10 protein-coding genes are annotated in these 14,565 nt (G+C 59.6%); 3 read left to right on the forward strand and 7 right to left on the reverse strand.

The window, feature by feature from the left end:
• Positions 1 to 49 precede the first annotated feature (49 nt).
• Positions 50 to 580: a hypothetical protein gene (locus tag ACI77I_RS06420; protein WP_406997152.1), complete on the forward strand. Its 531-nt coding sequence runs from the start codon at positions 50 to 52 to the stop codon at positions 578 to 580.
• A gap of 82 nt (positions 581 to 662) precedes the next feature.
• On the opposite strand, the gene adeC is transcribed toward ACI77I_RS06420, so the two are convergent.
• Genes adeC through ACI77I_RS06435 form a run of 3 tightly spaced genes read right to left on the reverse strand, consistent with a single transcriptional unit; the run spans position 663 to position 6,436 of the window.
• A complete protein-coding gene (gene adeC, locus ACI77I_RS06425; protein WP_094951578.1) occupies positions 663 to 2,120 on the reverse strand; it encodes an AdeC/AdeK/OprM family multidrug efflux complex outer membrane factor in 1,458 nt (485 codons plus the stop codon).
• Positions 2,117 to 5,278, reverse strand: a complete 3,162-nt coding sequence (locus tag ACI77I_RS06430; RefSeq protein ID WP_242154833.1) for an efflux RND transporter permease subunit — start codon at positions 5,276 to 5,278, stop codon at positions 2,117 to 2,119. The genes adeC and ACI77I_RS06430 overlap by 4 nt, the downstream gene beginning before the upstream one ends.
• Positions 5,279 to 5,281: 3 nt before the next feature.
• Positions 5,282 to 6,436, reverse strand: coding sequence for an efflux RND transporter periplasmic adaptor subunit (locus ACI77I_RS06435; RefSeq protein ID WP_242154835.1), 1,155 nt, complete (start codon positions 6,434 to 6,436; stop codon positions 5,282 to 5,284).
• Positions 6,437 to 6,722: 286 nt separating this feature from the next.
• Here ACI77I_RS06435 and ACI77I_RS06440 point away from each other — a divergent pair, with 286 nt between their 5' ends.
• Positions 6,723 to 7,355 carry a TetR family transcriptional regulator gene (locus tag ACI77I_RS06440; RefSeq protein ID WP_406997153.1) on the forward strand — a complete coding sequence of 211 codons (633 nt, stop codon included), beginning with the start codon at positions 6,723 to 6,725 and terminating at the stop codon, positions 7,353 to 7,355.
• A gap of 389 nt (positions 7,356 to 7,744) precedes the next feature.
• Here ACI77I_RS06440 and ACI77I_RS06445 read toward each other — a convergent pair whose 3' ends face one another.
• The 4 genes from ACI77I_RS06445 to ACI77I_RS06460 form a co-directional block, all read right to left on the reverse strand.
• Entirely contained in the window at positions 7,745 to 10,846 is a 3,102-nt protein-coding gene (locus ACI77I_RS06445; RefSeq protein WP_406997154.1) for a S8 family serine peptidase, read from the reverse strand.
• A 277-nt stretch (positions 10,847 to 11,123) separates the two neighbouring features.
• Positions 11,124 to 12,179, reverse strand: a complete 1,056-nt coding sequence (locus ACI77I_RS06450) for an alkene reductase (protein ID WP_406997155.1) — start codon at positions 12,177 to 12,179, stop codon at positions 11,124 to 11,126.
• A 31-nt stretch (positions 12,180 to 12,210) separates the two neighbouring features.
• The gene (locus ACI77I_RS06455; RefSeq protein ID WP_406997156.1) at positions 12,211 to 13,377 is read right to left on the reverse strand and encodes an MFS transporter; all 1,167 of its coding nucleotides are present in this window, start codon (positions 13,375 to 13,377) and stop codon (positions 12,211 to 12,213) included.
• 10 nt (positions 13,378 to 13,387) lie between these two features.
• The gene (locus tag ACI77I_RS06460; protein WP_094951584.1) at positions 13,388 to 13,717 is read right to left on the reverse strand and encodes a helix-turn-helix transcriptional regulator; all 330 of its coding nucleotides are present in this window, start codon (positions 13,715 to 13,717) and stop codon (positions 13,388 to 13,390) included.
• Positions 13,718 to 13,872: 155 nt separating this feature from the next.
• On the opposite strand from ACI77I_RS06460, the gene ACI77I_RS06465 reads away from it, so the two are divergent.
• On the forward strand, positions 13,873 to 14,457 hold the full coding sequence (locus tag ACI77I_RS06465; protein WP_094951585.1) for an ACP phosphodiesterase: 585 nt from the start codon (positions 13,873 to 13,875) through the stop codon (positions 14,455 to 14,457).
• Positions 14,458 to 14,565 lie beyond the last annotated feature (108 nt).

Here is a 14,565-nt window from a genome sequence, read left to right on the forward strand (position 1 = left end):
GGGAGCGCAAGGTGCACTCAACTCGTCAGGTTCAGGTGTTCAGGGGCAGGTGTCTACTGTCAGGGTTGACAGTAGACACCCGCTTTCAAAGGCCTATTTTGTGGAGGGTGGCAGTTACTATCAGGTCTTGAAGAGAGAATGGATCATGAGCTTTGGATCAGGTATAGGGAGTTTTTTAACCACTGTGAATAAGTTCAGTGGGGAATTGATCAACGCAGATGGCGAGAAGATCGCGCTTGATTTCGATAGCGTCAAGTTGAGCTACATTGAGGATTATCAATTTTTCGTTAGCTTAGGCCTTGAGGACAATCCTGGTTCGAAAAATGAACTGACCCTTGAAGCGGGCAAGCTCCAGCTTGAACCGAGGCAGACATACCCCATCGGTCCAAAACTGCCCATAAAGGCCAGCTTTGGGTGGGAGGGCTATATCGAGTACCTCCCGCCGGACTACTCGGGGAGTTTGAGTATCGAAGACATCTCTGAGGACGAGAATGGCAAGATTGGTTTGACTGTGAGTTTCTCTCTCTATTATGGAGAGGAAATGGAGGTCAAGTTCTCGACGCTTAAGTTGAGTACATGAACCCATTTTGAGGGTGAACAAAAAGCCGAGACATAAAAAAACCGCTTCCTGTGAGGGAAGCGGTTTTTTTACGACAGCACGATCAGAACAACTTCAGTGCCGGTGCTTCTTCTTTCAACGGCTCGTTCTTCGCGGTCTGCTCATTCCAGCCACCGCCGAGGGCCTTGTACAGGTTGACCTCGCTGTTGAGCTGCGCCAGGCGGTCGGTGATCAGCGATTGCTGGGCACTGAACAGCTGGCGTTGGGCGTCGAGGAACGTCAGGTTGCTGTCGACACCAATGCGGTAGCGACGCTCAGCCAGGCGGTAGTAATCCTGGTTGGCCGCGACGAAGCCACGTTGGGCATCCAACTGCTGCTTGTAGGTCTCACGCGCGGCGAGGCCGTCGGAAACTTCCTGGAAGCCGGTCTGGATCGCCTTCTCGTAGGTCGCCACGTTGATCTCTTTCTGAATCTTCGAGTAGTCCAGGCTTGCGCGCAGGCTACCGGCGTTGAAGATCGGGATGTTGATCTGCGGGGCAAACGACCAGGTGCCCGAGCCGCCTTTGAACAGGCCGCCCAGGGTCGGGCTGGCAGTACCGGCACTGGCGGTCAGGCTGATGCTTGGGAAGAACGCTGCACGTGCCGCGCCGATATTGGCGTTGGCGGCCTTAAGGTTGTACTCGGCCTGCACAATGTCGGGACGACGTTGCAGCAGGTCCGATGGCAACCCGGCTGGCACTTCGCTGAGCAGGTTATCCGACAGCGGCTTGCTGGCGATATTCGCCGGCAGGCCGGTGCCCAGCAGCAGGGTCAGGTTGTTTTCGTCCTGGGCCACCTGGCGGGTGTAGCGCGCCAGTGCAACCCGGGCGTTTTCCACTGAGGTACGCGCCTGGCTGAGGTCGAGGGCCGAGGCCACGCCGACTTCGTTGCTGCGCGAGGTCAGTTTGTAGCTTTGTTCGAACGCGCCCAGGGTGTCTTGGGTCAGCTTGAGCAGCTCCTTGTCGGCCTGCCAGGTCAGGTAGGCGTTGGCCACACTGGCCACCAAACTGATCTGGGTGCTGCGTCGCGCTTCTTCAGTGGCGAAGTACTTTTGCAGTGCTTCTTCACTCAGGCTGCGCACGCGGCCGAACAGGTCCAGCTCATACGAGCTGATTCCCAGGCCAGCCGAGTACTGGCTGGCGATGGTCGCCTCGCCAGACTGCGACAGTTTGGCCGGGGTGCGCGAACGGCTGCCGCTGCCCGTGGCCGAGATGGCCGGGAACAGGTCGGCACGCTGGATCTGGTACTGCGCCGCGTAGGCGTCGATGTTCAGGGCCGCGACACGCAGGTCACGGTTGTTCACCAACGCGGTCTGGATCAGCTGTTGCAGGGCAGGGTCATGGAAAAACTGCTTCCAGCCCTGCTCGGCAGCGGCCTGGCCCGGCGCCTGGGCCGACGAATACGCCGGCCCTTGCGGGAACTGGGCAGCCACCGGTGCTTCAGGGCGCTGATAGTCAGGTATCAGCGAGCAGCCACTGAGCACGAATGCCGTGACGGCTAGGGAAAGTAGCGACTTGCTCATTGGCCAGCCTCTTTAGGAGTTTCAGGAGTAACTTTCTTTTTACGCTCGCCAGCAGCCGATACGGTTGCGAAGAACAGTGGCACCCAGAAGATCGCCAGGACGGTGGCGGTGATCATACCGCCAATTACGCCGGTACCGATCGCGTGCTGGCTGCCTGAACCTGCACCGGTGGAGATCGCCAGTGGCAATACGCCGAGGACGAACGCCATGGAGGTCATGATGATCGGTCGCAGACGCATGCGGGACGCTTCAATGGCTGCCTCGACGATGCCCTTGCCTTGTTCGTGCAGCTCTTTGGCAAACTCCACGATCAGGATGGCGTTCTTCGCGGCCAGGCCCACCGTTACCAACAGGCCCACTTGGAAGAACACGTCGTTGGACAACCCGCGCATGCTGGTTGCAATCAACGCACCCACAACCCCTAGCGGCACTACCAGGATAACGGCGATCGGGATCGACCAGCTTTCGTACAGTGCTGCGAGGCAGAGGAACACCACCAGCAGCGACAAGGCGTACAGCGCAGGTGCCTGGGAGCCGGACAGACGTTCTTCATACGACAAACCCGTCCATGCATAGCCAACACCCGCCGGCAATTGCTTGGCAATACGCTCGACTTCGGCCATGGCGTCACCGGTACTGTAGCCCGGAGCCGGCGTACCAAGGACTTCCATCGCCGCTACACCGTTGTAGCGCGAGAGTTTCGGCGAACCGAAGATCCACTTGCCCGAAGCGATGGAGGACAACGGCACCATCTTCCCGGAGTCGCTGCGCACGTACCATTTTTCCAAGTCTTCAGGGGACATGCGGCTGGCGGCGTCACCTTGCACGTACACCTTCTTCACACGACCGCGGTCGATGAAGTCGTTGACGTAGCTGCCACCCAAGGCAATCGCCAGGGTCTGGTTGATATTCGACAGGGTGATGCCTTGGGCGCTGGCCTTCTCGTCGTCGACGGTAAGCTCGTACTGCGGCTCATCGTTCACGCCGTTGGGGCGCACACCTGCCAGAATCTTGCTTTGTGCTGCCATACCGAGGAACTGGTTACGCGCCGCCATCAATTTGTCATGGCCAACACCGCCCTGGTCTTGCAGGAACACGTCGAAGCCGGTGGCGTTACCCAGTTCCAGTACAGACGGCGGTACGATGGCAAATACCATGGCGTCCTTGAAGGTCTGCATGAAGTAGCCCTGGGCGCGCTTGGCGATCTCGAACACCGAGTTGGAGGCGTCACGCTCGCCCCACGGCTTGAGCATCACAAATGCCAGGCCGGAGCTTTGGCCACGACCGGCGAAGTTGAAGCCGTTTACGGTAAACACCGATTTCACGCCTTTGCCTTCGCCTGGCTCGCCTTCTTTGTCGTTGAGCAGGTACGCACGCATATCGTCGATGACTTTCTGCGTACGTTCAGCCGTAGAACCGACCGGCGTCTGCACCTGGGCAAAGATTACGCCCTGATCTTCATCGGGCAGGAACGCAGCAGGGATGCGCATGAACAGCCAGATCATGCCGACGATGATCAGCGCGTACACCAGGAACGCCGGGATCTTATGCTTGATCATGTTACCCACGCCGCGCTCGTAGCTCAGTACGCCACGGTCGAAGGTGCGGTTGAACCAGCCAAAGAAACCACGCTTGGGTTGGCCGTGTTTTTCCGGGTCGATCGGCTTGAGCATGGTGGCGCACAAGGCCGGGGTGAAGATCAGGGCAACCAGTACCGACAACGCCATGGCCGAAACGATGGTGATGGAGAACTGTTTGTAGATCACACCGGTAGAGCCGCCAAAGAACGCCATCGGCAACAGTACCGCCGACAGAACCAGGGCAATACCCACCAGGGCGCCTTGGATCTGGCCCATGGATTTGACCGTCGCCTCCTTGGGCGACAAGTGTTCCTCGGCCATCACCCGCTCGACGTTTTCCACCACGACGATGGCGTCATCCACCAGCAAGCCGATGGCCAGGATCATGCCGAACATGGTCAGGGTGTTGATGGTGAAACCGAACGCGGCCAGGATCCCGAAGGTGCCCAACAGCACCACCGGTACGGTCATGGTCGTGATGATGGTGGCGCGGAAGTTCTGCAGGAACAGGAACATCACCAGGAACACCAGCACGATCGCTTCGACCAGGGTGTCGACTACACCAGAGATCGACTCGGTCACAACCGGGGTGGTGTCATACGGCACCACCGCCTTCATGCCTGGCGGGAAGAACGGTTCAAGCGACGCTACGGTGGCGCGGATGGCCTTGCCGGTGTCCAAGGCGTTGGCGCCCGAGGCCAGCTTGATCGCCATACCGGAAGCCGGCTTGCCGTTGAACTGCGCAGCGATGCTGTAGTTCTGACCACCGAGTTCAATACGCGCGACATCCTTCAGGCGTACCTGTGAGCCGTCGGTATTGACTTTCATCAGGATATTGCCGAACTGCTCCGCAGTCTGCAGGCGGGTCTTGCCAATGATGGTCGCGTTCAACTGAGTGCCGGGCAGGGCTGGCAGGCCGCCCAGTTGGCCGGTAGCCACCTGCACGTTCTGCGCCGAGATCGCCGTGCTGACATCCACCGGCGTGAGCTGGTAGTTGTTCAGCTTGGCCGGGTCCAGCCAGATACGCATGGCGTACTGCGAACCGAACACCTGGAAGTCACCCACACCCGCGGTCCGCGAAATCGGATCCTGGATGTTCGACACGATGTAGTTGGACAAGTCGTCCTTGGTCATGCTGCCGTCTTCCGACACCAGACCGATCACCATCAGGAAGTTCTTCACCGACTTGGTCACGCGGATACCCTGCTGCTGCACTTCTTGCGGCAGCAGTGGGGTCGCCAGGTTCAGCTTGTTCTGCACCTGAACCTGGGCGATATCCGGGTTGGTACCCTGGTTGAACGTCACGGTGATGGTCATGCTGCCGTCGGAGTTACTGTCCGAGGAAACATAACGCAGGTTGTCGATACCGTTGAGCTGTTGCTCGATCACCTGCACCACGGTGTCCTGCACGGTTTGTGCAGACGCGCCTGGGTAGGTCACCTGGATGTCGATGGCGGTCGGCGCGATGGCCGGGTATTGGTTGATGGGCAACTTCATGATCGAAAGTGCCCCGACCAGCATGATCACCAGGGCAATTACCCAGGCGAAAATGGGGCGGTCGATAAAAAATTTCGACATGGGTTACTCCCCTTTACCGGCAGCGGCAGCAGGAGCAGCAGCACTGCCAGCATCAGCAGGCTTGGCGTTGTCGGCCGGCTTGACCTTGACCTCGACGCCCGGCTTGACGTACTGCAAGCCTTCTGTGATCACACGGTCACCGGCGTTCAGGCCTTTTTCCACCAGCCAGTAGGCGCCGTAAGTGCGGTTGGCCACCAGTTCACGCTGCTCGACCTTGTTGTCGGCGTTGACGATCAGCGCCGTTGGAATGCCTCTCAGGTCACGGGTCACGCCTTGCTGCGGAGCCAGGATGGCCTTGCTGTTCACACCGGCTTGCAGTTGGGCGTGTACGAACATGCCTGGCAACAGTGTGTGCTCAGGGTTAGGGAACACGGCGCGCAGCGTCACGGAACCGGTGGTCTGGTCGACCGACACTTCCGAGAACTCCAGCTTGCCATCCAGACCGTAAGCGGTGCCGTCTTCCAGGGTCAGCTTGACCTTGGCAGCGTTGTCGCCGGCTTTTTCCAGCTGACCGCTTGCCAGGTCGCGGCGCAGTTTCAGCATTTCAGCCGAAGACTGCGTGACGTCGACGTAGATCGGGTCCAGTTGCTGGATCACGGCCATGGCATCGGTCTGACCATTGCTGACCAGCGCGCCTTCGGTGACCGAAGAACGGCCAATCCGCCCGGAGATCGGCGCGAATACTTTGGTGTAACGCACGTTGATCTGGGCGGTTTGAACGTTGGCTTCGGCGGTCATGCGATTGGCGACGGCGGTGTCGTATTCCTGACGGCTGACGGCTTGCTCATCGACCAACTGCTTGTAGCGGTCGCTGATGGATTTGGTCTGGGTCAGGCTCGCTTGTGCGCTTTTCAGGGTAGCGTCATACACCGACGGGTCGATCTGGTAGAGCTGTTGCCCTTCCTTCACGTCGCCGCCTTCCTTGAACAGGCGCTTGAGAATGATGCCGTTGACCTGCGGCCGAACTTCCGCAATGCGATAGGCCGTGGTGCGGCCCGGCAGTTCGGAGGTCAGGGTAAAGGCTTGCGGTTGAATAGTGACCACGCCGACCTGAGGGGTTTGAGCGGGCGGAGCCGCTTCTTCCTTTTTACATCCGCTGAGCAGCGATGCCAGGGCGACGGCAGTGACCAGAGCGGTAACAGCTGGCTTAAGTTGCATGAAGATCCTCGGGTCAGGCGCGCAGAATGCGCACAAGAAGGGTGGAAGGGTAAAAATCAAGGTGTGAGTGGATAAGTAGCTTGCTACGCAATATACTTACGTTCATGGTTGTTTGTAAACTCTTGACAGGCTTCGCAGATTGTTGACAAAGCAGCTGCCAAAGCCTCGATTTTAGTACGTTCGGTGCCCATGACGGTGTCGTCCCACAATTATTCAGATGATCGTTACCGCCTATTAAAGCAGCGTTACCGAGCGTCCCAAGTATTCTGATTGAGGTTTTACTGCCATGGTTCGTCGCACCAAAGAGGAAGCTCAGGAAACGCGCAGCCAAATTCTTGCCGCCGCCGAACAGGCGTTTTATGAGCGCGGCGTCGCGCGGACCACGTTGGCGGACATTGCGGCGCTGGCGGGTGTGACGCGCGGTGCTATCTATTGGCATTTCAGCAATAAGTCCGATTTGCTGCAGGCACTGCTCGACACGCTGCACGAACCCCTGGATGAATTGGCCCGGGCCAGTGAAAGTGAGGAAGAAGCCGACCCGCTGGGCTGTATGCGCAAGCTGTTGATTCATCTTTATCATCAAGTGGCCCTGGACCCGAAAACCCGGCGCATCAACGAAATCCTGTTTCATAAGTGCGAGTTCACGGATGAAATGTGTGACATGCGGCACCAACGTCAAACCCACAGCCTGGAATGCAACCTGCGTATCGGCCTGACCTTGCGCAACGCGGTCCATCGCGGGCAACTTCCGGAAAATCTGGACACTACGCGTGGCGCGGTGTGCATCCATGCCTTCATCCACGGCTTGATTGGCCAGTGGCTACTGGTACCCGACAGCTTCCAACTGCATCAGGATGCCGAACGCTGGGTTGATGCGGGGCTGGACATGCTGCGCTTGAGCCCCAGCCTACGCAATTAAGACAAAATGCGTAATTACATCCAAGTGTGTCAATAGTAAAGACCAGAGACAGTCAATCGTCCCTTCGCAGGATTTGTGGGGTGACTTTATATACGTGCACGCGGGCGGTTGATAGGTAGCCGACTAAGTATTTTGTAGCGATATTGTTGCAATGCTGTGAAGGAATGTTTCCCGACCTTTGTACGATCGTTCCCATGCTCCGCGTGGGAATGCATCCTGTGACGCTCCGCGTCACGCTTTAGCAGCAGACGCAAAGCGCCCAGGGCGGAACGATCAAGGCCCCAATGAAAAAGCCCCAGTTCCTGCGAACTGGGGCTTTTTCGTTTCAGCACGTTGCTACGCTGGAGGCGCTGATCGTGGGCAAAGTTTCTACATCCAGATGACGCTGCTTAAAACCGCAATGAATACTGCGCGGTGATGTTTTGATCGCGAAAACGTTCGCCTCGTTGTTGGCTGAAGCCCAGGTCCAGCGAGCTGTCGCGAGTCAGGCGGGCGGTGGCGCCCAGTTCCAGTCGGGTGGTACGGCGATTGAGTGGCGTACCGCTCACCTGCATAGTTGAACCGCCATCCCAGGCAACCTGAGTAGTGGGTTGCAGGTCGCCGCTGGCCAGGGTGTAGGCCACACCGCCACGCAGGCTCAGCCATGATGGGCTGATCTGCGCTTTGCTCAGGTCAACGTTGAACCGCACGCCACTGGTGGCCAGGTTGATGGTCTCTTTCGAGCGCTGGCCTTTCAGCGCGCTGACACCGCCGCGTTCCTTAAAGCCTTTGCTGCGCTGGCGCACTTGGGCCAGTTGCACATAGGGTTGCCAATCCCACACGCCTTGGTCGAAACGATAATTGGCCTCGGTGAACACTTGCAGGGTTCGGGCAGTGTAATCAGCTGACAATCGCTCGTTGATACCGGAGAAATTGACCCGGCGTTTGGTCTGGATCTCGTGCTGGCCGTACGCCGCGCCGCCATACAGTCCAAACGCGTCCCAGGTATGCCCCACATGCAGGCCGATCTGGTAGGTGTCGATGCTGGCCTTGCCGCGCGAGCCTGCTTTCACCTCCGAGCGTCCACTGCCGAGTACCACGCCCATTCGCGTGCCTTGCTCCAGCGCATGATCAACGCCCACCAGCAGGCCGGTCGTGGTGTTTGCGGTTCGGGCCGTGTTGCCATCGCCCCCTGACGTGGCGGACTGGCGGGGCAGTTGCACCCAGGCGCCCGATCGTGAATCTGCAGGTGTGCGGTTGCGAGGGGCAGGTGTGCTGCGGGCCCGGTCCAGGGCCGCGTCGCGAATAATGCGGCTGTTTTCGACCATCACCGCCTGGCTGCTGGCATGCAGTTCGCCGCTGAGTTGGTCCAGGGCTTGCGGCGCTTGCTCCGGGAACAGCGCAGTCAAGCGCTGGGGCAAGGCCCCGGACATCGCCTCACCGTCAGCGGCACCGGCGACGGCCCGCTGGTTCGGCGTGCTGGCGGCGGACGCCAGGGAGCGGCCCCGTCCCACATCGACCCGCAGAGCATTGGCATCACGCACCTGGTTGAAGCTCAGGAAGGGCGAAAATGCACTGTGCTCAATTGCGCTAAACCCACCGTTCAAACCGCTGTTGGCGTGCAGGATGTTGTAGCGCTGGCCCAAAGGGAAAACACCTTCCTGGCGCACCATGCGCAGCGTACCGCCCTCGACGTTGGCGTGGCCGGTGACGCGCAACGCCCATTGTTCTGCGGTGGCACGGGTCACGGCGACCAGCGTTGAACCGGCGACCTGTTGATAATCGCCATTTACCCTTAATGCCTGGCGATCAGTGCCTGGCATGATCGTGCCTTCGACCCGAGTGCCGGCCAGTACGCCTGCGCCGGTTAGCGTGCCTTTTTCGCCGACGGTGGTGCTGGCACCGAACTGGCTGCCGTTGATCTGGGCAATGCCGCCGTTGACGTTGAGGTCGGTGTTTTGCAAGGTGCCGTTGAGGATGAGCGCGCCGCCTTCTACCTTGACGTCACTGCTCAAGCGACTGACGCCGTCCAGCTCCAGGATGCCTTGCGTGAGCGTGGCCCCGGCGAAGCTGTTTTCACCGCTGAGTCGCAACCAGCCCACACCGGTTTTACCCAGGCGCCCCGGGCCGCCGATGTCGTTACGCCAATCGTCCCAGGCGCCGCCCTGCCAGACTTTTGTACCGCCTGCGTAGCGGTCCATGTTGACGTGGGTATCGACCCGTAACTGGCCGGGGCCGTCGATGGCTTTTTTCAGGTTCATCAGGCCCCAGCCGTACACGTCATCCACACCGGGTGCGCCCAGGTCAGTGGCAGTAGTCAGCAACACGTCGCGGATTTGTGGGTTGTCGAGGTAGGGGAAGCGCTCCATCAGCAGGGCCAGGCCGCCGGTGACATGCGGGGCGGCCATGGAGGTGCCGGATAACGCGCCGTAGCCAAAGGTTGGGCGTTCTGCAGTGACACGGAAGCCATTCACCTCACCGTTAGCGTCGACGTTCAATTCGACGTCGATTTCGCCACCGACAATGGAGGAGGTAATGTTTGTGCCCGGTGCAGCGAGGCACCAGTCTTTGCTCAGGCCACAACGATTGGACTGATCGCTGAGGCTCAAGTCATTGTTTAGATTGACCACACTCAGCCAGTAGGGCTCAAGTTCTGGCCTCAGACGAGGCAGGGAGGCCTCTATTGACGCGATCGGTGCGTCTTGCGGTGAGAGGTTGTTAGCTGTATTACCAGCGGCCCAAACTTGCAGCAGACCGAAATCCCTTGAGCCTTGGGCCAGCGCATCGTTCAAATAGTAGCTCAGCATCAGCTCGTCAAACCGTTCGGGAGTGAGCTCTCCGTAGGCAGTTCCCCAACTGTTGTTGATGACGCGCACATTCTGCGCCCGCATCTGAGCATAGACTCCCCTCAAGGTGTCGGAAGGGACGTTGGTGAATAGCGTGTCGCTTTCGAGGTAGTACGGGGTGAGGGTGTTGCTGTTGGGCCTCATTGTGCTGAGTTCAGCGCCGTAGGCCAGGCCATGCATGCCCGAGCCATCTCGGTTTGCCACCATCGTTCCGGCGACATGGGTGCCATGATTGGAATAGCTCGCCCCGTTAGCGTCGAGGATCTCCTGATATGTCCTTTTTATTTCAGGCGCAGTTTCGCTGCTGGCGAGTATTTCAGTGATGAATTCCAAGTATTGCTGCGAGAAGCCTACGTAGTTGATTTGGGGTTTGTCGCCCTCGGTGAAAAAACACCCTGCGCTATTGCCCAGAACCACTTCGCTGGCACAACCTGGGGCGGCAGCCAGAAGGCTCAGAGGCGCCTTGCCGGCGAACTCGCTATGACGCAAATTAACCCCTGAATCGAAAATACCGACCCGCACTCCATTACCACTCAACCCCCGCGCATAGGCATAGTCCGCCCCTACCGCGCCCAACCCCCAATCCAGCTTGAACTCATCGCTGCGCCAACTCGCGGCATCATTGAGGCGACCCTGTTCGACGTACGCCTGAACCCCTGTCGGCATCAACGCTAGACATCCCAACAGGGCAAGGGCACTGGCCATCCTCGAGATTGGAAAACGGTTTTTCGACCGTTTTAATACGCACAAGAGGCTCTTTTTAATCGGCATCCGTAACGATCCTTCACTTGAAAATAGGCGGAGGCCAGCCTGGGTAATCAAGTGCGAGGTGTGTATAGGAGATGTCTGTAAGTGCGGGGGAGGCGGGGGAAGGAGGCGAGAGTGTCGGAGCAAAAAAGGGCCGCGGCTATGACGCCGTGGCCCTCTCAATCAGCGGATTAGATCAAATTGCCAGCGTCGGGTAGTCGATGTAACCGACCGGACCCTTGGCGTAGAAGGTTTCCGGATGCGCTTCGTTCAGCGGCGCATCGGCTTTCAGACGCGCCGGCAGGTCCGGGTTGGCAATGAACGGTACGCCGAAGGCCACCGCATCGGCTTTGCCCGAGGCCAGCCAGGCGTTGGCGCTGTCCTTGGTGAAGCGTTCGTTGGCGATGTACGCGCCGCCGAAGGCTTTTTTCAGTTGTGGGCCAAGGCTGTCGCCGGCTTCTTTTTCACGCGAGCAGATGAACGCGATGCCACGTTTGCCCAATTCGCGGGCAACGTAGGTGAAGGTCTCGGCCAAGTTATCGTCGCCCATGTCATGGGAGTCGGCGCGTGGTGCCAGGTGCACCCCCACACGGCCGGCGCCCCAGACTTCGATGGCCGCGTCGGTCACTTCCAGCAGCAGGCGGGCACGGTTTTCCAGGGAGCCGCCGTAGTTGTCGGTGCGCTGGTTGGTGCTGCTTTGCAGGAACTGATCGAGCAGGTAGCCGTTGGCACCGTGGAGTTCCACGCCGTCAAAACCGGCGGCCTTGGCGTTTTCGGCGCCGATGCGGTAAGCGTCAACGATGTCGGCGATTTCAGCGGTTTCCAAGGCGCGTGGGGTCGGGTAGTCCGCCAATGGACGCACCAGGCTCACGTGGCCTTTGGGCTGGATGGCGCTCGGTGCCACTGGGGTTTCGCCGTTCAGGTAGGACGCGTGGGAGATCCGGCCGACGTGCCACAGTTGCAGAACGATCTTGCCACCCGCGCCGTGCACGGCCTTGGTCACATTGGCCCAGCCGCGTACCTGGTCGTTGGACCAGATGCCCGGAGTGTCCGGGTAGCCCACGCCCAGCGGCGTCACGGAGGTGGCTTCGCTGAGGATCAGCCCGGCTGAGGCGCGCTGCACGTAGTACTCAGCCATCATCGCGTTGGGTACGCGACCTTCATCAGCGCGGCAGCGGGTCAGCGGCGCCATGATGATGCGGTTCGACAGTTCCAGGTCGCCCAGTTTGATTGGATCGAAAATAGTCGTCATGGGATAACACCCTTCTCTTTAAGTGAATTGCTCAGTGGGTCGCAGGGGCCAGGCCGGCATCGCCGCTCTGACGGAAAGTAATCAGGGTGACCAGCAGGGCCAGAATCGCCAGGGCCGCAGCCGCCAAAGGCACGCTGGTCAGGCCAAAGCCGTGGGCAATTACGCTGCCGCCGACCCAGGCGCCGAGGGCGTTGCCGATGTTGAAGGCGCCGATGTTCAGGGTCGACACCAGGTTCGGTGCGGCCTTGCCGAAGGTCACCACGTTGATTTGCAGCGCCGGTACGGCGGCGAACGACGCAGTGGCCCACAGGAACAGGGTGATTTCAGTTGGGATCAGCGCGACGCTGGTCCAGGTCAGCACGGTGGAGACCACCGCCATGCTGATGAACACGCCTATCAAGGTGGCCGCCAGGCGTTTGTCCGCCAGCTTGCCGCCGATGATGTTGCCCACGGTCAGGCCCAGGCCGATCAGCAGCAGCGTCCAGGTCACGCCTTTGGGCGACACGCCGGTGACATCGCCGAGCAGTGGGGCGACATAGGTGAAGAGGGTAAACATGGAAGCGGCGAACAGTGCGGTCATGGTCAGCGACAGCCAGATGCCGGCGCCTTTGAGGGCGGCGAGTTCGGCGCGCATGTCGAGTTTTTCTTCGTCACACTTGGCCGGCAGGAAGCGGATCAGGCCGATCAAGGCGATCACGCCAATCACGGTCACCGCCCAGAAGGTCGAGCGCCAGCCGGCCTCCTGGCCCAGCGCGGTACCCAGTGGCACGCCGAGCACGTTGGCCAGGGTCAAGCCGGTGAACATCAAGGCCACAGCCGAAGCACGCTTGTTGGCCGGTACCAGGTTGGCCGCAACCACCGAACCAATCCCAAAGAACGCGCCGTGACACAGCGCAGTGACTACACGGGCAACCATCAGCACGTTGTAGTCGCTGGCCAGTGCGCAGAGCAGGTTGCCGACAATAAAGATGCCCATCAACGCTACCAGGGCGGCCTTGCGTGGCAGCTTGGCGGTGGCCAGTGCCATGAAGGGCGCGCCGATGGCCACGCCCAAGGCATAGCCGGTGACCAGCCAGCCAGCGCCGGGAATCGACACGCCCAAGTCCGCCGCCACATCGGGCAGCAAGCCCATGATGACGAACTCGGTGGTGCCGATGGCGAAGGCGCTCAGGGCCAGTATGAGTAGCGAGAGGGGCATTATCTTTCCTTTATAACAACGTTGCGCTGATATCAGCGCTGAGTTCGGTGGTGAGCGCTGCGAGGAAGGCTTGGATCACTTCGTCATTGCGTTTGAAAAAGTGCCATTGCCCGGCCTTTTGGCTGCTGATCAACCCGGCCCGTTGCAAGGTCGCCAGGTGGGCCGACACGGTCGACTGGGACAAGCCGCAGCGCTGGTCGATCTGCCCGGCGCAGATGCCGTATTCATGGTTGTGCACTTGCTCGGGGAACTGCACTTTCGGGTCTTTCAGCCAGGTGAGGATGTCTCGTCGTACTGGGTGCGCCAGGGCTTTTATTATTTCGTCGAGGTCGATGGGCATGGCAGGGTGCTCGGTTGCGTAAAACGTTATATCGCGATGAGGCGAACTTTAAATCGTTACATTCCGATACACCAATATGCTTTTGATCTTAGGACCGGCTATTTCGGTATATCGGGTTATAACGATGCGTGGATGGCAGTGCTAGACTGCGCGGCATGAATTATCTCGCACATCTGCACCTGGGCGGCCAACTTCCTGCACAACTGCTGGGCAGCCTCTATGGTGACTTCGTCAAAGGCCGCCTGCAGGGCCAGTTCAGCCCGCAAATCGAGTCGGCTATCCAACTGCATCGCTCCATCGACCGCTTCACCGACAGCCACCCGCTGGTTTGCGAGGCGTTGTCACGCTTCAGCCTGACCCGCAAGCGCTACGCCGGGATTGTCCTCGATGTGTTTTTCGACCACTGCCTGGCGCGGGATTGGGCGCTGTATGCCAACCAGCCGCTGGAACACTTTACTGCGCAGGTGTACCGCGTGCTGGCGGCCGAACCGCAGCTGCCTGGGCGGCTGGCGCAGATTGCACCGTATATGGCGGAGGATGACTGGCTGGGTTCGTACCGTGAGTTCGCGGTGATGGAGCAGGTGTTGCGCGGGATTTCGCGGCGCCTGACCCAGCCCGAGGAATTGAGGCATGCCATGCACGAGTTGCGGATTCTGTATGAGCCGCTGAGTGAAGACTTTCGGCTGTTCTATCCTGAGTTGCAGAAATTTGCACAATCCCACCTGACGGTTGAGATTTAAACCTGTGGGAGCTGGCTTGCCTGCGATAGCGGTCTGTCAGTCGATAATGGTGTTGCTGACTCACCGCCATCGCAGCATAGGTATCTACACATCTTTTTATGGGTTGGA

Source organism: Pseudomonas sp. D47, assembly GCF_045447305.1.
GTDB lineage: Bacteria > Pseudomonadota > Gammaproteobacteria > Pseudomonadales > Pseudomonadaceae > Aquipseudomonas.